We start from the raw sequence: 24,686 nt of genomic DNA, 5'->3' as shown, positions 1-24,686 counted from the left end.
TTCGCTATATATTTCGCTATATAGCGTTGCACCCCATCGTACGGCGCAGTCTATCCCTCCAATAACAACTGCCCACTGCACTTGCCATTCACGGAGCCGTTACATGATCAATCGTGCCACCCGCTTTGCCCCTGCCCTGTTCGCGGTATTCGCCATCGGCGCGGCGCAGGCCGACGAAGTGCAAGTCGCTGTCGCGGCCAACTTCACCGCGCCGATCCAGGCGATTGCCGCCGATTTCGAAAAAGACACCGGGCACAAACTGGTCGCAGCCTACGGCGCCACCGGCCAGTTCTACACCCAGATCAAAAACGGCGCGCCGTTCGAAGTGTTCCTCTCGGCCGATGACACCACCCCTGAAAAACTCGAGAAAGAAGGCGACACCGTCAAGGGTTCGCGCTTCACCTACGCCATCGGCACCCTGGCACTGTGGTCGGCCAAGGAAGGTTACGTCGATGCCAAAGGCGATGTCCTGAAGAAAAACGAGTACCAGCACCTGTCCATCGCCAACCCGAAAGCCGCCCCTTATGGTCTGGCCGCCACTCAGGTGCTGGAAAAGCTGAAACTCACTGAAGCCACCAAAGCCAAGATCGTCGAAGGCCAGAACATCACCCAGGCCTATCAGTTCGTATCCACCGGCAACGCCGAACTGGGCTTCGTCGCGCTGTCGCAGATCTACAAGGATGGCAAGGTCAGCAGCGGTTCGGCGTGGATCGTGCCGGCGAGCATGCACGACCCGATCAAGCAAGACGCAGTGATCCTCAACAAAGGCAAGGACAACGCCGCTGCCAAGGCGCTGGTTGATTACCTCAAAGGCCCGAAAGCCGCTGCGGTCATCAAGTCCTACGGTTACCAGCTGTAAATGTCGCTCACGAGTGCCGATTTCGCGGCGATCTGGCTGACCCTGAAACTGGCGTCCCTGACCACTGCGATCCTGCTGGTCATCGGCACTCCGATTGCCCTGTGGTTGTCGCGCAGCCGTTCCTGGCTGCGCGGCCCCATCGGCGCGATTGTCGCGCTGCCGTTGGTGCTACCACCGACAGTCATTGGTTTCTACCTGTTGCTGGCGCTTGGCCCCAATGGCTTCATTGGCCATTTCACCCAGTGGCTGGGGCTTGGGACCCTGACGTTCAGCTTCACCGGCCTGGTGATCGGCTCGGTGCTCTATTCCATGCCGTTCGTGGTGCAGCCGTTGCAAAACGCCTTCTCCGCGATTGGCACTCGCCCACTGGAAGTGGCCGCGACCTTGCGCGCCAATCCCTGGGACACCTTCTTCAGCGTGATCCTGCCCCTGGCACGCCCCGGTTTCATCACGGCGGCAATCCTTGGTTTCGCGCATACCGTTGGCGAATTCGGCGTGGTGTTGATGATCGGCGGCAACATCCCTGACAAGACCCGGGTGGTTTCCGTACAAATCTACGACCACGTCGAAGCCATGGAGTACGCGCAAGCGCACTGGCTGGCCGGGGCGATGCTGGTGTTTTCGTTTCTGGTGTTGCTGGCGCTGTATTCCAGCCGCAAGACCCGCGCCGGCTGGAGTTGATGGATGATTGAAGCACGCTTGAAACTTGATTATTCCGGCTTCGGCCTGGATGTCGACCTGCAGATGCCCGGCCGAGGAGTGACCGCGCTGTTCGGTCAGTCTGGCTCCGGCAAGACCACATGCCTGCGCTGCATTGCCGGACTCGAACGCGCGCCGCAGGCGTTTATCCGCATCAATGACGAGGTCTGGCAGGACAGCGAAAAAGGCATTTTCGTGCCGCCGCACAAACGTGCGCTCGGCTATGTGTTTCAGGAAGCCAGCCTGTTTGCGCACCTGTCGGTGCTGGCCAATCTGCAATTCGGCCTCAAGCGCATTCCCAAGGCGCAGCGCCGGGTCGACATGACCCAAGCCACCGAACTGCTGGGGATCGGCCACTTGCTGGATCGTCACCCGCAGCACTTGTCCGGCGGTGAGCGTCAGCGTGTCGGCATCGCTCGCGCGCTGTTGACCAGCCCCAAATTGCTGTTGATGGATGAGCCATTGGCGGCCCTCGACAGTCAGCGCAAAAGCGAAATCCTGCCCTACCTGCAACGCCTGCACGACGAACTGGAAATCCCGGTGCTGTATGTCAGCCACGCTCAGGACGAAGTGGCCCGGCTCGCCGACCACTTGGTGCTGCTCAGCGACGGCAAAGCGCTGGCCAGCGGTCCGATTGGCGAAACCCTGGCGCGGCTCGACCTGCCTCTGGCCATGGACAATGACGCCGGGGTGATCATTGAGGGCCTGGTCAGTGGCTACGACGCCGATTATCAATTGCTCACACTGCAATTGCCGGAATCGTCACTGAACATCCGCGTGACCCACGCTCCCATGACGACGGGCCAGAGACTGCGCTGCAAGGTTCACGCGCGCGACATCAGCCTGACCCTGCAAAACAGCGAGTTCAGCAGCATCCTCAATCGCCTGCCGGTCACGGTCGTCAGCGAACAGCCGGCCGATAACGCCGCCCACGTGCTCATTCGCCTCGATGCCGGCGGGACTCCGTTGTTGGCGCGCATCACTCGCTATTCACGGGATCAGCTTGGCGTGCATCCGGGCCAGTCCTTGTGGGCCCAGATCAAGGCTGTCGCGGTACTGGCGTAAATCCGCGGGCACGACCGTCATGGCGTGCGGTCAATGGCTTTAACAGCCTGATTTGCCGCGAAGGAAGTCCGCCATGCCCGATACTGCGCTCTCCGAGGTGTTGCCTTCGGATCTGCATTACGTCGACGACACGCAGCCCGGTATCACCCGCAAAAAGTTGCGCGGAAAATTCGCCTACTTCAATCCCGAAGGCCAGCGCGTCACCGATCCCGACGAAATCAAACGCATCAACGCGCTGGCCGTTCCGCCGGCCTACGTCGACGTGTGGATCTGCGCCGACCCGCGCGGCCATCTGCAAGCCACCGGCCGCGATGCCCGTGGGCGCAAGCAATATCGCTATCACGCTCGCTGGCGCGAAGTGCGCGACGCGAACAAATATTCGCGACTGCGCGAATTCGGTCTCGCGCTGCCCAAGCTGCGCAAACAACTGGAGACCCTCATCGCAGCGCCCGGCTTCAGCCGTGACAAAGTCATGGCGACCGTCATCATGCTGCTCGACGCCACGCTGATCCGCGTCGGCAATACGCAGTACGCGCGGGATAACCGCTCCTACGGCCTGACCACCCTGCGCAGCCGGCATGTCGAAGTCAACGGCAGCGCCATCCTGTTCCAGTTTCGCGGCAAGAGCGGCATCGAACATCAGATCACGGTGAAAGACCGGCGTCTGGCGCGGATCATCAAGCGCTGTCTGGAAATTCCGGGACAGAACCTGTTCCAGTATCTGGATGAAAACGGCGAGCGGCACACCGTCAGTTCCTCTGACGTCAACACCTACCTGCAAACCCTGACCGGTGCGGATTTTACCGCCAAGGATTACCGGACCTGGGCCGGCAGCGCCCTCGCTCTGGCGGTTCTGCGGGAACTGCAATGGGAGTCCGAGACCGAGGCCAAGCGGCATGTTGTCGAGATGGTGAAAGGTGTGGCACGCCAACTGGGCAACACGCCGGCGGTCTGTCGCAAGTGCTACATCCACCCGGCGGTGGTCGAGCATTTCATGCTGGGGGCACTGGCCGAGCTGCCGAAGCCGCGCATCCGCAAAGGTCTGCGCAAGGAAGAAGTCGCGTTGGCGCTGTTCCTTGAGCGGATGGTCGAACAGGAAAACGCGTCTTGAAGCCTTCGGCCGTCTCGACTAGGCTACGACCTCCTACCTCCCCGGGACGACCGCAGAAGTGAACAACTAAGCCTTCAAAAATGTAATCGCAACACGCCGCTCATGGCACGTGTCAGTGTTCACGACATTTTCTGGAGGTGCCGATGACTCACGTCTCGCGTACGCCTGCTCTCGTCTCCCTGAATCAACTGGGTTTTCAGTTCGCCAATGGCGAGACGATTTTTACTGCACTCAATCTGAAATTCGATCACACCCCCACCGCTATCGTCGGGCGCAACGGCGTTGGCAAAAGCGTACTGGCGCGCTTGATCGCCGGACATTGGCAACCTACAAGCGGCAGCGTGACGCGCGCCGTAGCGACGACCTACGTGGCGCAGAAATTTACCGCTGCACCCGGCGAGACGGTTGCCGAGACCACCGGCAGCGCCGCGATTCTTCAGGCATTGGAGCGAATGAACGAGGGCTGCGGATCAGCCGAGGATTTCGATCTCATTGGCGAACAATGGGATCTGGCGGACCGTCTGCGCCGCCTGCTCGATGATGCCGGCCTGACCGAAGTTGCCTTCACCGATCACACCGGCAACCTCAGTGGCGGCCAGCAAGCACGTGTCGCCCTGATTGGCGCGTTTCTGAGTCAAGCTCCGTTGCTGGTCCTCGATGAGCCGACCAACCATCTGGATACACCGGGACGCCAATGGCTGATGAACTCGCTGGAGCGCTGGCACACCGGCTTGATAGTCGTCAGCCATGATCGGCAACTGCTTGACCGAATGCAGCGGATCGTCGAGTTGAGCGCGTCGGGTGCCGTTGAATTCGGCGGCAATTACTCGGCATTTCGCGAGCATCAGCGAATCCATCAAGCCGCGGCGCAGGCACGTCTCGACCACGCCAGAAGCGAACGCCAGCGCGAGCGGATTCGGCTACGACGCGAACACGACACGATACAACGCCACGCCGCCAACTCCCGACGCAACGCCGAAACCGCCAACATTGCCAGTTTCGAATACGTGGCGATCAAGGGCGCCGCCCGGGAAATCATGGGGCATGTCCGTCATGGACATCAGGCCCGCAAGTCCGAACTCGATGCCCAGGTGCGCGAGGCTTACGCCAAGGTGCAGCCCGAGGACGACGTGCTGATCAACTTGCCCGGCAGCGCGGTGCCGAACAACCGACAGATCTGCACGCTGATTGACGCTCGGCTGCCCTGGCTGCCTAACGATGCACTGAGTCTTACGATCCACGGCCCGATGCGCATCGCCGTCAGCGGCCCCAACGGCTGCGGCAAATCAACGCTGTTGAAAGTGCTCGCCGGGGAACTGACGCCTGTCGATGGAACCGCCAAGACGCTCGTGCCCTTCGCGTTTCTGGATCAACAACTGACGCAACTCGACGATCAGCGCTCCATCACCGAACAGCTGATGATGCAGGGGGCTGCGCTGACCGAAGGCACTCTGCGCAGTTATCTCGCCCACTTGCAGCTGGATGCGAGTCGCGCCACGGGCCCCTGTGCTGCATTGAGCGGTGGCGAACGCCTGAAAGCGGCGCTGGCGCTGGCCTTGTGGCGAGCGGATCCTGCGCAGCTGTTGCTGCTGGATGAACCGACCAATCATCTGGATCTGCCTTCGGTGGAAGCGTTCGAACGGGCATTGCAGACATTTCCGGGCGCCATTGTCGCCGTTTCCCACGATCAGGACTTCCTTGAGGCATTGAATCCGACCCACCACTTGCTCTGGCACCCATCAGGCTGGCAACTGCAACCGACGAACTGACCTGTCTATTTTTTGCACGATTGGTCAGGGCTTCTATAGTTGATCTGGTACGAATCAGCCGCGGTGACGCCATGGAAGACATATTCGTCGTGAAGCGCTGCAACAAGATCGTCATCCACGGCCGGCGCGCCGGAGAATCGCTGCATGAGCCTGCCGAGGCTCTTGGCTGGTATCGCATCTGCGATACACGTACCAGCGGGTTTATCGGCGATGGGTACGATCGTGAAGACGACGCCCGGCGCGAATGTCTTCGACTGAACGCTGCCAGTTCTCGAGTGACCGCTCGCGCGCCTGCCGACTGATAGCTGTCATTTGCGGGTCTATACTCAAACCAGCTGAAGGAGCAGCGCCCCACGGCAGAAAGCTCGCGCTTCGCGGGCTTTTTGCTGCCACCGAGCGGATTAATGAACGGAGGTGTTTCATGTCCGAAAGAGAGTCCATCACCACTCTCCTCACCTTGCTCGAAGCTCGTGAGGCGCGCCTCGCTGCGGCCTGCAAAGAGATCGCCGACTGGGTCGATCACCAAGGCGGGCATCCGACCGCTCTGCGCATCCGTGATCGTCTGAACGATATCGAAAAAGACACGCCGCTGATTCGCAGCACCCTGTCATCGCTCAAACCGATCGACCGGCCACTGCCACGCTTCAGGTAGGTCCTCGATTCACGATGCATGCAAGAGAGAACGTCCCCTGGTCGGTAGAGGTCAATACCTTTACACGTCATCCAGGAGACGTTTATGGTCATTCACTTCAAATTCGAAAGATCAACGCAATGCTGCGCGGCGAGCAGCTCGTCACGCCAGCGCTGCACACTCGCCGTCCGACTGGCGTTCGGAATGGATCAAGCGTCTGACTTCAATGACGGGACGCCAACGCCTGCCCAGAGGGTTTATCGGGCAAGCATTTGTCTGAAGACGAAAAGGGCCGTTTCAAACGGCCCTTTTCCACGACACCTGCGATCAGTCCTCAAATCCTTACTCGGCCGACTGCAACACCATATGTCTGCGGCGCGACAAACCTGCCTGGAGGACGAACGCCACTATCGCCGTCGACGGGGCGGAAAAACTGCTCAACCCATCGCCTGAAAACATCAAGGCAAGCCCCAATGCCGTGGCGCCGAACCACGCCGTCAAACAAACCCGCCGGATTGAACGCGGCGACCCGCTCAAGCGTTGCCACATCGTTGCGGGCGCAGAGAATCTGCCCCAGCGCCACACCGACCCAGGCCACCACGAAAATCCCCTGATAGGCCAATGCCTTGAGGAGGTAGGCAAACACGTCCGCAAGCATCAATCCGTAGACGATCACCCCAACCGCCACGGCCCACATCCAGTAAGAGCCACGAACGCTGAAGCGACCAAAGAACGCCTGCATGTTCAACGTTGCCAAATAGTAGTTGGCGGTGTTGATCCGGGTTTGCGTCGCCCAGACAAACAACAATCCCCACAGCCCCATCAACTGCAAAATCGCCATCACCACCGACACCTCATTCAGCGCGCCGTCATGGGGAATGCTGCTGACCAGGTAAATGCCCGCCGCGCCGTTGAGCAGAAACGTCACCGCGTAGAACGGCATGCCGAAGTTCCAGCGACCGTGATACCCGGCGTCTTCAGGTTTGCCGAAACGGGCATAGTCGAAGGTGAACAGCATCAGGATCCAGACGCCCATATAGGCGACGAAGCAATGCCACCAGCCGAAGGCGTCGGGGATTTGCGGGCCGAAATCCAGCCACTGCGGCCGGTAGCCATAACGACTGATCGACAGCCCCATCGCCACCAATAAACCTCCCAGGTATATCGGCAGCAACACGCCGTTGAGCTTGTCCAGCCAGTGCTGCACGCTGCCGAGGATCATCGGCACGCTGTAGAGCACCACCGCCAGTGCCGCCAGTGGGTAGACCAGCTCGGGATACAGGTGATTGAGCGCGACCGCGATCACCGAACCTTCGAATACCGCGTAGTAGATCGCCGTGGAAAAGAAGATCAACGTTGCCAGGCATGCCCCCGTGCTGCCGAACAAGAGCCGTGAAAACAATGCCACCGACAAGCCGCTGCGAATGGCGAAACGGCTGAGCACACTATTGACCAAACCGTAGCTGATCACCGACAGAACCATGCCGATCAACGCATTGCGGGCGCCGAACGATAGCGCCAGCGAAGCACCAACCACGATATAGAACATCGCACTGCACACCGCCCACCAGGCCATGGTCAGTGACAGTCGCCCCATGCGCGCTTCGGCAGGAACGGGATGATGGGCCGGGTCTTGCCCGGTCTGACTCGATTGCGATAAAGCAGCCATATGCGTGAACTCCAGAACCAGTCAAAGGTTGAAGCGCGGGCAGCCGTCACCGCACCGAAGTGCGGCGTTGGCTCACCGTTTGGCATGGCCCGCGCAATGCGGCGGGCAGAATCAGGAAGGGAACAGCTTGCTCAGGCAGCTGAGTTTTTTCTTATAGGAACGTCGCGCTTCCAGCGCCTCTTCAAGGGTCACCGCGACAAAGCGGGCCTTCTGGTTGGGTTGCATCTGGCCGATCAAGTCGAGGTCGGCGCTGATCACCGTGCCGATCATTGCGTAGCCGCCACCCGACACGGCGTCGCGATGCAGGACAATGGGTTCGAGCCCGGCGGGCACCTGGATCGAACCAATCGGGTAGCAACTGTCGACGATGTTTGACGGATCGGAACCGGCACCGAACGGCTGCTCGCGGGGTTGAAAGCTCAGCGCACTGCCCCCCTTGAAGCGATAGCCGATGCGGTCGGCTTCCGAACCCACCGTCCATGGCTCGGCGAAAAAACTGTCTGCCGCTGCCGGGGTCAAGCGCTCGTAGTACAGGCCCGGCACCACCCGCAGAGTGATTTCCCCTCCCAGGGATTGCCGCAGTGCCATCGGCAAACTGGCTCCGACGCGCCCCTTGCCGCTGGCAGCCCCTACCGGCAACTCGTCACCCGCCACGAGCCGGCGCCCATGAAACCCGCCGAGCGCCCCCAGCGCGTAAGTCGAGCGACTGCCAAGCACCACCGGCACATCAATTCCCCCCGCCACTGCCAGATAAGCGCGTGCGCCCGCTTTCGGAAAGTCGAAGCGCAGTACTTGCCCGGCCTTCACCTCAAAGGCTGTGTCGTGGTGCATTTCCACGCCATCCACCCGTGGCGTCATGTGAGCACCGCAAACGGCCACCAGTGCGTCCTGCTGAAAAACCAGCTCCGGCCCGAGCAATGTGCACTCCAGCGCCGCAAACCCTGCGGGGTTGCCCACCAGTTGATTGGCGGCACTCAGCGCATACTGATCGAGCGCCCCGGAAGGCGGAATGCCCAAGTGGTAATAACCTTCACGGCCAAGGTCCTGTACCGAGGTGGCAAGACCGGGTTTGAGTACCTTGATCATGCCAGCACCTCCTGCAGCGACTTGGGATAACCGATCGGATCGGCCAAAAACGCGTCCAGCGAAAACTCGACCGGACGAATCCGCAGGTCAAAGCGCCCTGCTTCCACCTCGGCCACCGCCTGGTCGTAGGCCTCGCGGTCCATCGGTTTGAACTGCACGATGTCACCCGGACGGAAAAACACCATGTGTTCCTTGAGGTAGGCGAGGCTCTGTTGCGGGTCATAGATGGGTGCCGGCGTGACGCCGAACATCTGATAGCCACCGGCACCGCGCACCGAGTAAATGCAGCCAAAGCAACCGCCATGGCCCAGGGTCAACTTCGGTGTGTCAGTGCGTGGCCGCAGATACTTCGGCACCTGCAACTGGCGCTCGCGCTCAACCATCTGAAACATGAACGGCAACCCGGCCACGAAGCCCACCATCGAGACGAACCAGGGCGCGCCACTGTGAGCGGCGATGAAAGCCTCGACGTCGGCCAGACCATTGATTCGCGCGGCGTACTCCAGGTCCGTGGCACTCGGGTCTTGATGGCGGTCGCGAAAACGCATGAGCGTTTCATGCGTCCAGGGGTCGTTGTAGAGCACCGGAATCTCGATGATCCGCGTCTGTAGCGTGCGCTCGGCCACCGCCTCTGCTTCGGCCTCTTTTACGGCATCGAGCAAGGCTTGTGGCGCAATGCGGTCCGGGTCGAAACGGATCTGGAACGAAGCGTTGGCCAGGCACACATCCAGCACGCCATCCAGCGCCAGCCCTTCTACAGCGCGCGTGACGGCCAGCCCTTTGAAGAAAGCGTCGAGCGACATGCTGTCGCTGACTTCGGCAAAGAGATGCTCATCGGCGCCAAAGCTGTAACGGATCGGCGTGCTCATGCTTCACCTCCGCTGCGGCGTGTGGCCAGCCAGGTTTCCAGGGTGCCCGTGTGGAAGTCGGCGCTGTTCAGCCAGGGTTGCTCCAACAGTTCGCCGTGCAGCGCCAGAGTGCTGGCCATGCCGGACAGCGTGGTCTGCACCACCGCCAGCCGCGCCCGAGCCAACGCATGTGACCGATCAGCGCCATGCACGATCAACTTGGCCAGCAGCGAGTCATAGTATGGCGGCACGCGGTAACCTTGATACAGGTGCGTATCGACCCGGATACCTTCACCCTGCGGCCAGCTCAAGGCCTCGACCAGCCCTGGGCTGGGAAAGAAATCACGCTCCGGGTCTTCGGCATTCAGGCGCATTTGCAACGCGGCCCCGTTGAGTTGAATGTCACTCTGCTTGAAGCCCAACGCTTCACCACCGGCAATGCGCAGCATGGCTTGAACCAGATCGATGCCCGTGATGAGTTCGCTGACCGGGTGCTCCACCTGAATGCGGGTGTTCATCTCGATAAAGAAGAACTCACCGGTCGCATCGTCATACAGGTATTCCAGAGTGCCAGCGCCTTTGTAGCCTAACGACTCGGTCAGGCGCACGGCACTGGCGCAGAGGGTTTCCCGTTGCTGTTGGCTGAGGACTGGCGATGGTGCCTCTTCGAAAATCTTCTGCCGCCGGCGTTGCAGCGAACATTCGCGCTCAAACAAATGGACTGCGTGCTGTCCGTCGCCCAATACCTGCACTTCAATGTGCCGGGCCCGACTGATAAACCGCTCCAGGTACACCGCGCCGTTGCCGAACGCGGCTTGGGCTTCGCGTTGGGAACGAGGAAACTCTTCAGTCAATTGCTCAGGGGTTTCCGCCAGACGAATACCGCGCCCGCCGCCACCCGCCGAAGCCTTGATCAACAGCGGGAAGCCGACAGCCTCGGCAGCCTTCAACGCCGACTCAACATCAAACAACTCGCCCGGCGACCCTGGCACCACCGGCACGCCCGCTGCTTGTGCGGTGCGCCGGGCTTCGGCCTTGTCACCCATACGCCGGATCGTCTCTGCATTCGGGCCGACAAAAATGGCCCCGGCTGCTGCTACCGCCTCGGCAAAATCAGCGTTCTCCGAGAGGAACCCGTAACCGGGGTGAACCGCGTTGGCACCCGTGGCTTTCAAAGCGCCGAGCAATGCCTCGACGTTCAGGTAACTTTTATCGACGCGGGCCGGGCCCAGGACATGCACCTCATCAGCCATGCGCGCCGCCTGCGAATCGATATCCGCCTCGCTGCACGCGGCAACGGTAGGAATCCCGAGTTCTTTGGCGGCGCGGATAATCCGCACCGCGATCTCGCCACGGTTGGCGACCAATAATTTATGAATACGTTGAGTCATGATCGCGCCCTCACTCGCCATCGAGTGTTGCGATGACCTGACCCGGCTCCACCGGATCACCGTCTTCTACCAGAAATGCACTGAGGCGACCGGCCGTCCCGGCGGTCAGTTCGGAAAACTGCTTCATGACTTCGATCAGGCCAATTACCGTGTCGGCGCTGACCGGCGTGCCGACCTCGGCGTAGTTTGCCGATTCCGGAGTGGCCTTGCGGTAGAAAGTCCCTGGCAACGGGGTAATTACAGTGTGTTCGGCCATGTCTGTTCCTTTTTGGAATAGTTGTAGAAAGGCAGGCAAAAAAATTGGATCGTGGAACGAAGAAAACCCTGGCATCTGCGTACCAGGTGCTTTCAAGGACTATCCGCGTGGTGCGCGCACTCTGATCCCGGCGTTATCAAGTGATCTGCGTGTGGCTTCGACCAACGCCAGAGCACCCGGCGTGTCGCTGTGCAAACAGATGGAATCGAACTCGATCGACAGATCCTCACCTTCGACCGTGCGCACCACGCCCTGCTGGCAGGCGCGCAGTACGCGTGCGGCGACTTGTGCCGGGTCGTAAGCGCGCACGTTGCGGGTGAAGACGATCGAGCCGCTGAGATCGTATTCGCGGTCGGCGTAGAACTCGCGGATCACTGGCTGACCGAGCTCGGTGGCAACTCGCCAGATCACTGAGTCGGGCATGCAATACAACAGCAGTTCAGGTTCCAGACGTTGCAGGTTTTCCACCAGCAAACGGGCGGCCTCCTCGTCCCGGGCCAAATGCATGTACAGGGCGCCGTGGGGTTTGATGTGTTGCAGGGCTACACCTTGAACCCGGGCGAGTTCACGCAGTGCGCCCAACTGATAGAGCATGTCGTCGACCAGTTCCTGGGCCGGGGCATTGATGTGCCGGCGACCGAAGCCAACCAGATCACGGAACCCCGGATGCGCACCGATGGCCACGCCCAGACGCTTGGCCTGCTCGACGGTGCGACGCATGGTGCCGGGGTCTCCGGCATGAAAACCGGTGGCGATGTTGGCCGAACTGATGAAGCCCATCAGTTCAGTGTCGACGCCATCGCCAATGGTCCATGGGCCGAAGCCTTCACCCATGTCCGAGTTGAAATCTACTGCTTGCATGACGCTTGCTCCTGACGCTTGTGACTTCATGCGGGCCAAGTTAGATTCCTCCCAGCCCCTTGGGAAGATCTATTATCAGAGGGGCTATCTTCTGAAAAACAGATACCCGCTATGCCGGAGTTTGCATGTCCCTGACCCTGCGCCAAATTCGCTATTTCGTCGCCACGGCCGAGATCGGGCAAATCTCCCAGGCTGCGATTCATTTGAATATTTCCCAGTCAGCGGTGACCACCGCGATCAAGGAACTGGAGGGCCTGCTCGGCACCTTGTTGTTCCAGCGCTCGGCCCAGGGGATGAGCCTGACCGATGCCGGGCGGCACTTCCTGAACCGTGCTTACGTGATTTTGCGCAGTGTCGACGACGCACTGAACAGCCCGCTGCCGGACATCCGCGCCAGTGGCGTACTGCGCCTGGCCGCGAGCTATACGGTGATCGGTTATTTTTTGCCGCACCATTTGCAGCGACTGGAACACTGGCATCCGGACGTGGCCATCGAAGTCCACGAACAGGAGCGGCAAGCCATCGAACATGGCTTGCTGGAAGGAAGATTCGATATGGCCGTGGTGCTGACAGCAAACCTCACCCACCCGGACATCATTTCAGAAACGCTGTTCAATTCCGAACGCAGACTCTGGCTGCCCAGCCACCACCCTCTGTGCGAACGCTCGTCCATCAGCCTCGCCGACGTGGCGAAGGAACCCTTCATCCTGCTGACCGTCGACGAAGCCGAACAAAGCGCCATGCGCTACTGGGAAAACGCCCGTCAGCAGCCGAACGTGCGGGTTCGAACCAGTTCAGTGGAGGCCGTTCGCAGCATGGTCGCCAATGGCAGTGGTGTGGCCATCCTTTCGGATCTGGTCCACCGCCCTTGGTCATTGGAAGGCAAACGCATCGAAACACTGACGATCACCGACAAGGTGACGCCGATGAGCGTGGGGTTGGCGTGGCACCGCGAGCGAGAATTCAGCCCCGCGATGCACGCGTTTCGCAATTATTTCCACGATGCATTTCTGGCGCCGCAACAGCTATCTGCGCGCCGCTGAAAAAAGCCAAAACGACGTAATGGCATGCGCTGTGAGGATGAGTGACCCGGGTAACCCGGTCCATTGATGAGACTGCCGGGCTCGGTAACGCCAAGCGAGCCGGTCGCGACTGGATCGCTTGACAGTAATCGAACACTTACGCGAACGACGTCTCATGCTCGCTTTCATGGACGTAAATCCACGAGATTCCCGACGGTGAAGCCGGGTCGAGGCGCATGAGCGCCGAGTCGACTTTCTTCTTGGTGATCCCGTTCTTGACCAGATCGAAGACTGTCAGGAAGAAGTCACCGGGAAGCGGCGTGATCGAGAGGTTGATAATGTGCGATTCCGGGCTTCCGGCACGCTTGCCGTGCAGGCCCCAAAGGCGTTCCCAGTAGTTTTCCCGGTCCATGATCTGACCGTCCGTGAGCACCACCCGAAAATCGTTTGCCAACGCGTCGTACAAAGGTTTTATGGCGTCCTCCGATTGGGAAGCCACGCCGCGCGACCACGGGAAAAAGAGGTTGTACCAGCGGTACACCTCGGCTTTGACGAGTGCGGTTTTATCAGTTGTTTCGGTGACTCGGCTGATTGCCATCTGCGTTCTCCTTAACGAGTTCAAAGGCGCGGCTTATCCGTTACGCATCGCCTGAAGGATGCTCCGCGCCTTGTTCAAGATCCATCCTGAAAACAAAGTCACAAGGCCAGCTCGAATCCGTTTCAGTGACTTCAGGATTTCTCCTGTCATTTGGCTGACCCGGGCACAAAAGTAGACGCCAATCTGTTGGTTTGCATTGAAAGCTGACAAACGGCTCTTCGGCTGTGTGCGCTGCAATGGCCGCGCTTGAGCGGCTGGATCACGCCAGGACGCCCTCCCTTCCCACTGCGCGATTTCACATTTTTTTCACGAATCGCTTTGTCGCTGTAAAAAATCCTGACACAATTAATAGCAATGATTCTCAACAGCTCCTTAACTATTAATTAAAAGACCAGGAAGCATTCATGTCGCGCCCCAACACGCAACATAGTTCCAAGCCGTCGCTCAATCTCTTGTCCATGGCCATCTGCATGGCGGTTCTGACCCCGGCATTGGCCGATGAAGCCAGCAAAGCGCAGGACAAATCCCCGCCCGCCACCCTTGAACTGGATGCGACGGCAATCACTTCGACTAAGTTGGGCAGCACCACAGAAGGCTCCGAGTCTTACACCACCGGCACCATGGCCACTGCCACCAAACTGCCGTTGACCCTGCGCGAAACGCCGCAGGCCGTCACCGTGATCACCCGCCAGCGCATGGACGATCAGGCGATGACCAGCATCAATGACGTGGTCAACGCCACGCCAGGTCTGTTCCTCAACTACTCCAGCGGCCCCGGCCGGCAGACCTATACCTCGCGTGGTTTCGACATCGACAACCTGATGTACGACGGCATTCCGAGCGGCTACAACGGCGTGAACGTGGGATCACAGCCGAATCTGGCGATGTTTGATCGGGTTGAGGTAGTACGGGGCGCGACCGGTCTGGTCACCGGTGCCGGCAACCCTTCGGCGGCAATCAACCTGGTACGAAAACGTCCATTGGCCGAACAACGCGTGACCCTGACCGGCGCCGCCGGGACCTGGGACAACTATCGCGGCGAGCTCGATGCTTCCAGCCCGCTCAACGACAGCGGCACCCTGCGCGGTCGGGTGGTCACGTCCTATCGCGATTCCAACAGTTTTATCGATGACGTCGGTGAGCGACATGACCTGTTCTACGCCGTCACCGAAGCCGACCTGAGCGAAGACACCACGCTGACCGTCGGTTTCTCCAACCAGAAGGACAAGACCAACTATTTCTGGGGCTCGTCGATGATCGGCCTCGATGGTCATCACCTCGATCTGCCGCGCTCCTACAACCCCGGCACCTATTGGGAGAACAAGGATCAGGAGATCAACACGGTTTTCGCCGAGCTCCGCCAGCAACTGGCCAACGACTGGAAGCTGCAGGTCAACGCCAACTACTCCGAACAGAACGCGCTGTTCTCCGGTTCGTACCAGTCGCGCTGGGTCAACGACACCCTGGCCCGCACGGTTTACCAGTCCAAGGCCGATGAAAATCAGGCCGGTCTGGACGCCTTCTTCAGCGGCCCGTTTGAAGCCTTTGGACGCAGCCACGAACTGGTGGTCGGCGCCAGCAAGCGCATCTATGACCTGACCACCCACAACTATTCGCCGTACGACACCAACTGGCCGATCAATGCCGGCAAACCGGATTTCGTCCACACCAACAACACACGTGAAGTCACCACTCAGGACGGCGTCTACCTGACCACGCGCCTGAGCCTGGCCGACCCGCTGAAACTGATCCTTGGCGGACGTCTGGATTGGTACGACTACGACAACCGCGATGGCGACGGCGATTACAAAGTCACTCGCAACGTCACGCGCTACGCCGGCCTGATCTACGAGCTGGACGACCATCACTCGGTCTACGCCAGCTACAGCGACATCTTCACGCCGCAGAGTCGCAAGGACACGTCCGGCAGCCCGGTCAAACCGATCGTGGGCAAGAATTACGAGGTCGGCATCAAGGGCGAATACCTGGGTGGCGCGCTGAACGCCAGCCTCGCCGTGTTCCGCGTCGATCAGGAAAACCGCGCAGTGCAGGTGTTCGTACCGAACTGCCCGCAGTCGTCCTGTTATGAGGCCTCCGGCGAGATCCGCAGCCAGGGTATCGACTTCGAACTGCAAGGCGCGCTCACCGACAACTGGCAGATCGGCGGTGGCTACACCTACGCCCGCACGCACACCATCAAGGATGAAGCCAACCCGCAGAACGTGAACAAGCAGTTCGACACCGACACACCGGAACACCTGTTCAAACTGACCACCCGCTACAACTTCCAGGGCCCGCTGGAAAAACTGCGCGTGGGCGGCAACATCTCCTGGCAGAGCCGCATGTACAACGACATCGAACTGCTCGACGGCGGCAACTACCGCCTCAAGCAAGGCGCGTACGCCGTGACCGACCTGATGGCCGGCTACCGGGTCAATGAGAACCTTGATCTGCAACTCAACGCCAACAACATCTTCGACCGCAAGTACTATTCCACCATCGCCAACTCCGTCAGCTACGGCGGCGACAGCTATGGCAATCCGCGGAACATGATGCTCACGGCCAAATACACCTTCTAGGTTTTCCTGGCGCAGGGAAGCGCCAATATTTCTTCCAGAAAATCGATGAACACATTGATGCGGCTGGAGCCCCGGTGATTGGGCAGATACAACGCATTGATGCAGCAGCTCGCATTGCCGGGATTGACTTCGTAATGTTCCAGCAATCGCGTCAACCGCCCTGCGGCGACATCCTCACGCACCAGCCAGTCAGCCAATAGCGTCACCCCGCGCCCCGCGACAGCCGCTTCGCGCAGGATATCGGCGTTGTTGCTTTGCAGACGGCCATGCACGTTGAGCTGGATGGCTTCTTCGTCGCCCTGAAACGTCCAGTGCTGGTGCGAACCCGCGTAATCGAAGCGCAGGCATTGGTGTTCAAGCAAATCTCGCGGATGCACCGGCGCGGTGTGCTGACTCAGGTAATCCGGGCTCGCCACCACCCAGCGTTGAAAGCCACCCACCCGTTTGCTGACGATATCTTGGCTGACCACCGTCGATCCGAGACGCACCGAGACATCGATCTGTTCGCTCAGCAGATCGCTGACCTGATCGCTCAGCGACACACTGATTTCCAGACCCGGATGCCGGTCGAGCAACCGCCCCAGATGCGGCGCGATGATTTGTCGGCCGAACTCGACCGGCACGCTGATGCGCAAACGCCCCTGTGCCTCGCTGCCACGGTCGGCGACAACGGCATCGGCCTCGTCGATGGCATCGAGAATCGCCACCGCCTTCTCGAAATAAGTTTGCCCGGCGACAGTCACGCTGGTGTTGCGCGTGGTGCGGTTGAGCAGGCTGGCACCCAGCTCGTTTTCCAGCCCTGCCACCTGGCGCGTGACTGAAGACGTCGAGATGCCAAGCTTGCGCGCTGCGGGCGAATAGCCCCCACAACGCACCGTTTCAACGAACATTTTCAGTGCCAGCAACTTGTCCATAAGTGGAGCCCGATCGAAAGGAAACGATGATGATTGTGCATCACTGTTTACCCCTCGTCTTGTAGGACCGTGCTTCATCGGACTATCCAGCGCTCGGTATTCAGGCATTAGCCCTGCGGCTCAGAAACATAGCCAGGGCCAGCGCCGGCAGTAATGCCACGGTCACGGCAGACAGGTTCCAGCCAAAATGTTCATAGAGCGGACTCGCCACCAGCGATCCCAAAGCACCGCCGACGAAGATGCTGGTCATGTACACCGCATTCAAGCGTGCCCGGCTGTGTGGATCGATGGCGTACACCTCGCGTTGACCGAGCACCATGTTCAGTTGCACCGCGAAATCCAGCAGCACCGCACAGACCACCAGCCAGAGGTAACTGCTGCCCGGCAGCGCGGCGATCAGCAGAGAGACCGGTGCCAGCAGCAATGCGACGAGTGTCCCGCGCCGTCCGTGCCCGGCATCGGCCAGACGTCCGGCAATAGGCGCTGCGACTGCACCCACAGCCCCGACCAGGGCAAAAATCGCCACCTGTGCCTGACTGAACCCGTGGTGACGCATCAGTTCGATGGGGGCCAGGGTCCAGAACAGGCTGAAGCTGGCAAACAACAACCCCTGATACAACGAACGCTGACGCAATACCGAGTGCCGACGGGCGAGCGCAAACACCGAGCCGATCAGCGCCACATAAGTCGCCTGATGGCTGGGAACGCGGCGTGGCAGCGCAATGGCGGTAATCAGAGCGATGACCGCCATCAGTGCTGCAGCGCTGAAAAACACTCCGCGCCAGCCGAATACTTCCACCAGCAGACTCGACAGCGGACGCGACAGCAGAATGCCCAGCAACAGGCCACTCATGATGTTCCCCACTACCCGGCCACGTGTTGCCTCGGGCGCCAGATGCGCCGCCAGCGGTACAAGAATCTGCACCGCTACGGAGGTGAGGCCGATCAGCAATGACAAGACGAGGAACATCGATGGCGAATGTGTCAGACCGGCGCACAACAGTGTCACGCTCGCCGCGAGGGTGAAACCCACCACCAGACGGCGGTTTTCCATCAGGTCCGCCAGCGGCACCAGCAACAACAGACCCAACGCATAACCGAACTGAGTAAGTGAAACAATCAGACTGGCATTGGCGCTGGACAGGCCGATCTGCGGCGCGATCAGTTCGACGATCGGCTGCGCATAGTAAAGGTTGGCCACGACCGCGCCGCAGCAAAACGCCAGGAACGCGACCATCAGGCCGGAGAGAGAAGCGGATTGTTCGGCCTTGGCCGCCGCTGCCGGATTGCCGGTGAGCATGATGACACCTCGTTGAGTTCGGGAAAGTGACGCCAAGGCTAAGGGCCGCGGTTGCCATCGGGTATCCGTCCCGAAGGCAATGGAGTGATGCGCCATGCGCAACGAACCGGGTGTTGCACTTGGCGCAACGCGCTATTGCGCGACCTGCCAATACTCGAACGTCTGCACCTTCTCTACCCTTGGGCACCTGGCGCAGGGCTCTCCATCGGCGCCCTTCCCCGGTCGCTCAAGGAGTTGTTGATGATGCCGAACCCGTCCCCTCTACTCACCGCACTCTCCTGCTCATGAAAGGCAATCTCATGAGATCCAGGCCCCTGTGGATCAGTGCGGCGGTGGCCGCTTCGATCGGCGCAATCGGCGCCGTCCTGCTGATGTGGCGTCCTGCGATTGACCCCGTCGAGCGCCCGCAAACGTTCGATTCCGTGCAACTGCAACGCGGTGCGCGGGTGGTCGAGGCTGGCGACTGTGCGGTGTGTCATACGCGTCCCGGCGGCCAGTATCTGGCCGGAGGACTGCCGCTGGTGACGCCGTTCGGCACGCTCTACAGCACCAACATCACCCCCGATCCACAGACCGGAATCGGCCAATGGTCGCTCCCGGCCTTCGAGCGGGCGATGCGTGAGGGGATCTCTCGCGACGGCCACTTTCTGTACCCCGCCTTTCCTTACGTTCACTACCGGCGCATGAGCGCGGACGACATCGCCGACGCCTACGCCTACCTGATGAGCGGCCCCGCCGTGGACTCACCGTCGCGACAAAACCAGATGAACTTCCCGATGAACATCCGCCCGCTGGTGTCGTTCTGGAACCTGCTGTTCCTGCATGCAAAACCACTGACGCCGATCGCGCAGCAATCCGATGCGTGGAATCGCGGACGTTATCTCGTTGAAGGGCCCGGCCACTGCGCCGGCTGTCACTCTCCGCTGAACCTGATCGGTGCCGAAAAATCTGGCGAAAGTCTGGCAGGTGGCACGGTGGATGGCTGGGACGCGCCTTCGCTGCTCGGCATGGCCCATCGCGCAACCCCGTGGAGCAGCGAACAACTGGTGAAATACCTGCGCGCAGAAGTCGTCGACGAACATGGCACGGCGGCCGGCCCGATGCGCCCGGTCAGTCTGAGTCTGGCGCGCTTGCCGGTGGCGGATGCACAGGCAATTGCCGAGTACCTGCTGAGTCTGCCTGCGAAAACCGCAATGGCCGAAACCCGCAATTCCACAGCAAGCGCCGAGCCGTCGGATCAGACCTCCGGCGCCCTGCTGTTCGCCAGCGCCTGCGCCGGCTGTCACGGACAAGGCGCACCGATGCGAGAGATCGACGGACGTCCGTCACTGGAGCAGACGTCAGCGCTGCAAGCCTCAAGCTCGCGCAACTTCCTCAAAACCGTACTCGAAGGAATCCCGGCAACGCCGGGCCTGCCCGGACCGGTGATGCCACCGTTCGCCGCCAGTCTCGACAACGCTCAGCTTTCCGCCCTGGCGACCTGGCTACGCCGGCAGGCTCGCCCCGACCAATCCTGGACAGACCTTACTGCCACCCTCGACGCGCTACGTCAGGAGACCAAATGACCCAAGTCACGCTCAACGTCAACGGTTCATCCCAGGCTCTGGAACTGGAACCCGACATGCCGCTGCTCTACGCACTGCGCAATCATCTGGGGCTCAACGGTGCCAAATACGGATGTGGTCTTGGGCAATGCGGCGCCTGCACCGTGATCGTCGACGGCCAGCCGGTATTTTCCTGCCTCACCCCCTGCGCAGGCGTTGAGGGCAAAGAGATTCGCACAGTGGAAAGTCTCGGCACCGCCGAACATCCCGGCCCGTTGCAGCAAGCTTTCATCGACAAGCAGGCCGCTCAATGCGGCTACTGCATCGCCGGCATGCTGATGCGCGCGCAGTCATTGCTGGAAAGCAACCCACACCCGGACGAACAGACCATTCGTGAGTACATGGCAGGCAACCTGTGCCGCTGTGGCACTCACCTGCGAATCATCGAAGCGATCAGCCAGGTGGCCCGGCAAAACGGGAGATCGCAATGACCCCTAACGACAAAGTCGATCACAGTCGCCGCGCGTTCCTGCGCGGAGGGGCGTTGCTGGTGGCGTTTGCCCTCGTGCCGACCACTCGCAAGGCCTGGGCAGACACAGAAGTCGACACGCTTGGTACTGTGGTATTGGCGCCGGACCTCCCCGGCAGCCTGCGCACCAATCCGTATCTTGACGCCTGGATTCGCGTCGCTCCTGAAGGCATCACCGTCTACACCGGCAAAGTCGAACTGGGCACCGGCGTCAAAACTGCCTTGCTGCAAATTGCCGCCGAGCGCCTGGAGGTTTCTCCGACAGCAATCAACTTGCTCACCGCCGACACTGCACTGACACCGAACGAAGGCTACACCGCCGGCAGCCACAGTATCTTCGACAGCGGGACCGCGCTGTTCAATGCAGCAGCACAAGTACGTGAACTGTTGCTGGAGGCCGCCGGACACGACTGGAACGTTGCACCGGCGCTGTTGACGACTCGGGACGGCATCATTCTCGGCCCGACCGGACAACGGATGTCGTATGCCGACGCAGTAAAGCATGTCGACCTGCACCGCTACGCCACGACCGAATCGCCGACAGTGCCAGCGGCGTCATTCAAACTGATCGGCCATTCGCTGCAACGACTGGATATTCCAGCCAAAGTCAGCGGCGGTGCCGCGTTCGTTCAGGACATTCGCCTGCCGGGCATGCTGCACGCCCGGGTCATTCGCCCGCCTCGACCGGGCTGCACGTTGGAGGCCTTCGAGGCGGAATCGATCAAAAACCTGTCCGGCGTGGTGCAGGTGATTCGTGACGGCAATTATCTGGCCGTGGTGGCGCGGGATGAGTGGCAGGCGATCAAAGCCATGCGTCACGGATATGCATCAGCGCGCTGGAGCGGCGGACAGGCGATTCCAGAGTCGCGGGACATCCACACGTTGCTGGAGCGCCTGCCCCAACGCCGTTATCCGATCAGCCATGAAGGCACGCCGCAGGGCACGACCGACAATGGCTATCGCGCTCGCGTGACCAAGCAATACTTGATGCACGGCTCGATCGGTCCGTCCTGTGCCGTGGCCTGGTTCAAGGACGGCACCCTCACCGTCTGGACCCACACTCAGGGCGTGTATCCCCTGCGTGCAGGGATCGCCGAAATGGTCGGCTTGCCACCCGAGCGCGTGCGTTGTATCCACACGGAAGGTTCCGGCTGTTATGGCCACAACGGCGCAGACGATGCCGCGGCCGATGCCGCGTTGATTGCCATGCGGGTTCCAGGCACGCCGATCCGGTTGCAATGGATGCGCGAGCAGGAAAACCTCTGGGAGCCCTACAGCTCGGCGATGGTCACCGAGGTGCAGGCCAACCTTGATCCACAAGGTCGGTTGCAGGACTGGAACTACGAACTGTGGACCACGCCTCACAACGAACGCATCGTCAATGCCGGGCGCTTGCTGCCGGCACGGCTGCTGGCCCGGCCGTTCACCTCCGCGCCGTCGGTACCGATCGCTCAACCTGAAGGTGACGGTGATCGCAACGCGGTGCCGCTGTACACCCTGGCCTCCTCGCGCATCAACATGAACTTCGTCACCGAGATGCCGTTTCGCACGTCGGCCATGCGCTCGCTGGGGGCACACATCAATATTTTCGCCATCGAGGCCTGCATCGACGAACTGGCGGCCAAGGCCGGGCTCGATCCGGTTGCACTGCGTCTGGCGCACCTCACCGATCCCCGGGCCCGGGCCGTGGTGGAGCAAGTTCGCGACGCTGCCGGGTGGCCACAAAAAAGCCGCGAACCCGGCGCAGGTATCGGCTTCGCATTCGCTCGCTACAAAAACATCATGGGCTACTGCGCCATCGCCGTGCGTCTTCGAGTGCATCCGCAGACTGGAGAAGTGCAGATCGATCACGTCGTCACCGCGGTCGACGTCGGGCAAATCGTCAATCCCGATGGCCTGCGCAATCAGGTCGAAGGCGGGATCGTGCAGTCCACCAGTTGGACGCTGTATGAAAAGGTCGCCTATGACGCCGGTGGCGTACGCAGCTACGACTGGAGTGGTTACCCGATCCTGCGTTTCTCGCAACTGCCCGGGAAGGTCGACGTTCATTTGCTCGACCAGCCGGGCCAACCGTTCCTTGGCGCTGCCGAAATCGTTCAGGGCCCCATGGCAGCGGCCATCGGCAATGCCGTGGCGAACGCCACCGGACGGCGCTGGCTGAACCTTCCGCTGACTCGCTCGGAGCAACCGTCCTGATCGCTCCGGCGTTGCGTTTCGCGCAATGCAGTTCGGCCCGTTGCCTGGATTATCAAGCGCCCTCCTACCCCTTAACGTAAGGCCATCCGGTGCCGGACCTGACTTCCGGCACCAACCTGCCAAACGCATTTCCGAATAGTGGAGAGCACCCATGACCCAGCATCTGTTCCGCCCCATCGCACTCGGCCCCTACACACTTCCCCACCGGGTGGCGATGGCGCCTTTGACTCGCTCACGGGCCGGCCAGCCGGGCGATATCCCGACGGCCATGAACGCCGAGTATTACCGTCAACGCGCAAGCGCCGCGCTGATCATCACCGAGGCCACACAGATTTCCCGACAAGGTCAGGGCTATGCGTGGACGCCGGGAATCTATAGCGATGAACAGGTGCAAGCCTGGCGTGAAGTCAGTCGCGAAGTGCACGAAGCCGGCGGTTTGATCTTCCTGCAACTCTGGCATGTGGGCCGCGTGTCGCACCAAAGCTTTCAACCCGACAACGCACTGCCGGTGGCTCCGAGCGCATTGCCCGTACCGGGCAAGACGTTCATCGTCGATGCCGAGGGCAACGGTGTCTGGGGAGACGTGCCGGTCCCGCGCGCATTGCAAACCCCGGAAATCGCCGCCATCGTCAGCGACTACCGCCGGGCCGCACGCAACGCGCTGAACGCCGGCATGGACGGCGTGGAAATTCACGCCGGCAACGGCTATCTGCTGGACCAGTTCATCAACAGCAACAGTAATCAGCGCACCGACGGCTATGGCGGCACCCTGGAAAACCGCGCGCGCCTGTTACTGGAAGTGGTCGCCGCCGTAGTCGACGAAGTCGGTGCCGACCGCGTCGGCGTACGTCTGACACCCATGGGACGCTTCATGGGTATGGGCGATGAATCCCCTGAGGCAACGTTCGGCTACATCGTGCGTTCGTTGAACCGCTGGAGACTGGCCTACCTGCACCTCGTCGAACCCGCCGTCGTCGGTACCGTCAAGGACGAAAACTTCGACCCGCGATGGGACGCGATTATCGGTCAGTTGCGTGCGGCGTGGGACGGCGTCTTGATGATCGCCGGGGGTTACGACCCCGAGTCGGCGGAACAGGCCTTGATCGACGGCCGTGCAGACATCATCGCGTTTGGCCGACCGTTTCTGGCCAACCCCGATCTGCCTCGGCGAATTCGTGAAGGTCTTTCGCTCAATACACCGGACCCGAGCACCTTCTTTGGTGGCGACAAACATGGATATACCGACTACCCGGCGCACGCCCAATGATGCGCTGAACATCTGCCACGCAAAGGCCTGCCACCGCGGCAGGCCTTTTCGTTTTCCGAGAAGCGTTATTGCTTGAGAATCAGCAAAGGCTCGCCCTTCTTGACGATATAAGTCGCCAGCTCCGAGCCCTTCTCGTTGCCGACATTCTTCGCGATATGCGCCACACCGGCCGGGATGAACAGCGAATCTCCCGCCTTCAGCGTCACCGGTGCCTGCCCTTCAAGCCGGTATTCGAACGTGCCGCTGATCACGTAAGCCACCTCCACGCCCGGATGCGCATGGTTGGGTGACGTGACGCCCGGTTCGAAATCGACGCGGGCCTGGATGACCTCGCGATCGGCAGCGCCCAGGTCCTGACGGACCAGATCGGTGCGGCTCAGGCCTTGTTGCCAGTTCTTCGCCGGGGCGGCAGGCTGGGTTTCAGCGGCATTTACCAGGCCGGTCATTGAAACGAGTACAGCGGCAGCGGTCATCAGAAGTGTGCGACGCATG

Annotated in this window: 23 protein-coding genes; 13 read left to right on the top strand and 10 right to left on the bottom strand. The window is 60.8% G+C overall.

Features of this window, described 5'->3' with window-relative positions; genetic code table 11:
- Window positions 1-103 precede the first annotated feature (103 nt).
- The 7 genes from modA to CAF63_RS18020 all read left to right on the top strand — a co-directional run bounded on the left by modA (window position 104) and on the right by CAF63_RS18020 (window position 6,155).
- Entirely contained in the window at window positions 104-859 is a 756-nt protein-coding gene (gene modA / locus CAF63_RS18050) for a molybdate ABC transporter substrate-binding protein (protein ID WP_085686961.1), read from the top strand.
- A complete protein-coding gene (gene modB / locus CAF63_RS18045; protein WP_085686959.1) occupies window positions 860-1,540 on the top strand; it encodes a molybdate ABC transporter permease subunit in 681 nt (226 codons plus the stop codon).
- A gap of 3 nt (window positions 1,541-1,543) precedes the next feature.
- The gene (gene modC, locus CAF63_RS18040; RefSeq protein WP_085686957.1) at window positions 1,544-2,623 is read left to right on the top strand and encodes a molybdenum ABC transporter ATP-binding protein; all 1,080 of its coding nucleotides are present in this window, start codon (window positions 1,544-1,546) and stop codon (window positions 2,621-2,623) included.
- Window positions 2,624-2,696: 73 nt separating this feature from the next.
- Window positions 2,697-3,734 (top strand): DNA topoisomerase IB, encoded by a 1,038-nt coding sequence (locus tag CAF63_RS18035; RefSeq protein ID WP_085686955.1) that lies wholly within the window; start codon window positions 2,697-2,699, stop codon window positions 3,732-3,734.
- 143 nt (window positions 3,735-3,877) lie between these two features.
- Complete coding sequence (locus CAF63_RS18030) at window positions 3,878-5,503, top strand: ABC-F family ATP-binding cassette domain-containing protein (RefSeq protein WP_085686953.1); 1,626 nt, start codon at window positions 3,878-3,880, stop codon at window positions 5,501-5,503.
- Window positions 5,504-5,574: 71 nt separating this feature from the next.
- Window positions 5,575-5,805, top strand: coding sequence for a hypothetical protein (locus CAF63_RS18025; RefSeq protein ID WP_085686951.1), 231 nt, complete (start codon window positions 5,575-5,577; stop codon window positions 5,803-5,805).
- 119 nt (window positions 5,806-5,924) lie between these two features.
- Entirely contained in the window at window positions 5,925-6,155 is a 231-nt protein-coding gene (locus CAF63_RS18020; RefSeq protein WP_065260512.1) for a hypothetical protein, read from the top strand.
- Window positions 6,156-6,468: 313 nt separating this feature from the next.
- Here CAF63_RS18020 and CAF63_RS18015 read toward each other — a convergent pair whose 3' ends face one another.
- From CAF63_RS18015 to CAF63_RS17990, 6 genes are all read right to left on the bottom strand, one after another.
- A complete protein-coding gene (locus CAF63_RS18015; protein ID WP_256574526.1) occupies window positions 6,469-7,803 on the bottom strand; it encodes a cytosine permease in 1,335 nt (444 codons plus the stop codon).
- 111 nt (window positions 7,804-7,914) lie between these two features.
- On the bottom strand, window positions 7,915-8,889 hold the full coding sequence (locus CAF63_RS18010; RefSeq protein ID WP_085686949.1) for a biotin-dependent carboxyltransferase family protein: 975 nt from the start codon (window positions 8,887-8,889) through the stop codon (window positions 7,915-7,917).
- A complete protein-coding gene (locus CAF63_RS18005; protein ID WP_085686947.1) occupies window positions 8,886-9,758 on the bottom strand; it encodes an allophanate hydrolase subunit 1 in 873 nt (290 codons plus the stop codon). The genes CAF63_RS18010 and CAF63_RS18005 overlap by 4 nt, the downstream gene beginning before the upstream one ends.
- On the bottom strand, window positions 9,755-11,128 hold the full coding sequence (locus tag CAF63_RS18000) for an acetyl-CoA carboxylase biotin carboxylase subunit (protein ID WP_085687364.1): 1,374 nt from the start codon (window positions 11,126-11,128) through the stop codon (window positions 9,755-9,757). The genes CAF63_RS18005 and CAF63_RS18000 overlap by 4 nt, the downstream gene beginning before the upstream one ends.
- 10 nt (window positions 11,129-11,138) lie before the next feature.
- Entirely contained in the window at window positions 11,139-11,384 is a 246-nt protein-coding gene (locus tag CAF63_RS17995) for an acetyl-CoA carboxylase (protein ID WP_085686945.1), read from the bottom strand.
- Between the two features lie 99 nt (window positions 11,385-11,483).
- A complete protein-coding gene (locus tag CAF63_RS17990) occupies window positions 11,484-12,245 on the bottom strand; it encodes a 5-oxoprolinase subunit PxpA (protein WP_085686943.1) in 762 nt (253 codons plus the stop codon).
- Between the two features lie 125 nt (window positions 12,246-12,370).
- Between CAF63_RS17990 and CAF63_RS17985 the strand changes: the two genes are divergently transcribed.
- Window positions 12,371-13,288 carry a LysR family transcriptional regulator gene (locus CAF63_RS17985; protein WP_085686941.1) on the top strand — a complete coding sequence of 306 codons (918 nt, stop codon included), beginning with the start codon at window positions 12,371-12,373 and terminating at the stop codon, window positions 13,286-13,288.
- A gap of 136 nt (window positions 13,289-13,424) precedes the next feature.
- Here CAF63_RS17985 and CAF63_RS17980 read toward each other — a convergent pair whose 3' ends face one another.
- A complete protein-coding gene (locus tag CAF63_RS17980; RefSeq protein WP_085686940.1) occupies window positions 13,425-13,865 on the bottom strand; it encodes a hypothetical protein in 441 nt (146 codons plus the stop codon).
- A gap of 470 nt (window positions 13,866-14,335) precedes the next feature.
- Here CAF63_RS17980 and CAF63_RS17975 point away from each other — a divergent pair, with 470 nt between their 5' ends.
- Window positions 14,336-16,444, top strand: coding sequence for a TonB-dependent siderophore receptor (locus tag CAF63_RS17975; protein WP_371807418.1), 2,109 nt, complete (start codon window positions 14,336-14,338; stop codon window positions 16,442-16,444).
- On the opposite strand, the gene CAF63_RS17970 is transcribed toward CAF63_RS17975, so the two are convergent.
- Together CAF63_RS17970 and CAF63_RS17965 are read right to left on the bottom strand one after the other, a co-directional pair.
- Complete coding sequence (locus CAF63_RS17970) at window positions 16,441-17,358, bottom strand: LysR family transcriptional regulator (RefSeq protein WP_085686936.1); 918 nt, start codon at window positions 17,356-17,358, stop codon at window positions 16,441-16,443. The two genes, CAF63_RS17975 and CAF63_RS17970, sit on opposite strands and share 4 nt — an antisense overlap.
- A 100-nt stretch (window positions 17,359-17,458) precedes the next feature.
- Window positions 17,459-18,658, bottom strand: a complete 1,200-nt coding sequence (locus tag CAF63_RS17965; RefSeq protein ID WP_085686934.1) for an MFS transporter — start codon at window positions 18,656-18,658, stop codon at window positions 17,459-17,461.
- Between the two features lie 299 nt (window positions 18,659-18,957).
- Here CAF63_RS17965 and CAF63_RS17960 point away from each other — a divergent pair, with 299 nt between their 5' ends.
- The 4 genes from CAF63_RS17960 to CAF63_RS17945 all read left to right on the top strand — a co-directional run bounded on the left by CAF63_RS17960 (window position 18,958) and on the right by CAF63_RS17945 (window position 24,194).
- Window positions 18,958-20,223 carry a c-type cytochrome gene (locus CAF63_RS17960; RefSeq protein WP_085686932.1) on the top strand — a complete coding sequence of 422 codons (1,266 nt, stop codon included), beginning with the start codon at window positions 18,958-18,960 and terminating at the stop codon, window positions 20,221-20,223.
- Window positions 20,220-20,693 carry a (2Fe-2S)-binding protein gene (locus CAF63_RS17955; RefSeq protein ID WP_085686930.1) on the top strand — a complete coding sequence of 158 codons (474 nt, stop codon included), beginning with the start codon at window positions 20,220-20,222 and terminating at the stop codon, window positions 20,691-20,693. Before CAF63_RS17960 ends, CAF63_RS17955 begins: the two co-directional genes overlap by 4 nt.
- Entirely contained in the window at window positions 20,690-22,927 is a 2,238-nt protein-coding gene (locus tag CAF63_RS17950) for a molybdopterin cofactor-binding domain-containing protein (RefSeq protein WP_085686928.1), read from the top strand. The genes CAF63_RS17955 and CAF63_RS17950 overlap by 4 nt, the downstream gene beginning before the upstream one ends.
- A 151-nt stretch (window positions 22,928-23,078) precedes the next feature.
- The gene (locus tag CAF63_RS17945; RefSeq protein WP_085686926.1) at window positions 23,079-24,194 is read left to right on the top strand and encodes an alkene reductase; all 1,116 of its coding nucleotides are present in this window, start codon (window positions 23,079-23,081) and stop codon (window positions 24,192-24,194) included.
- Between the two features lie 65 nt (window positions 24,195-24,259).
- Here CAF63_RS17945 and CAF63_RS17940 read toward each other — a convergent pair whose 3' ends face one another.
- Entirely contained in the window at window positions 24,260-24,685 is a 426-nt protein-coding gene (locus CAF63_RS17940; RefSeq protein ID WP_085686924.1) for a cupin domain-containing protein, read from the bottom strand.
- Window position 24,686 lies beyond the last annotated feature (1 nt).

This window comes from Pseudomonas sp. B20(2017), assembly GCF_002113125.1.
Lineage (GTDB): Bacteria > Pseudomonadota > Gammaproteobacteria > Pseudomonadales > Pseudomonadaceae > Aquipseudomonas.
The sequence above is the reverse complement of the archived record's forward strand: the minus strand, read 5'-3'. Positions and strand labels throughout refer to the sequence as shown.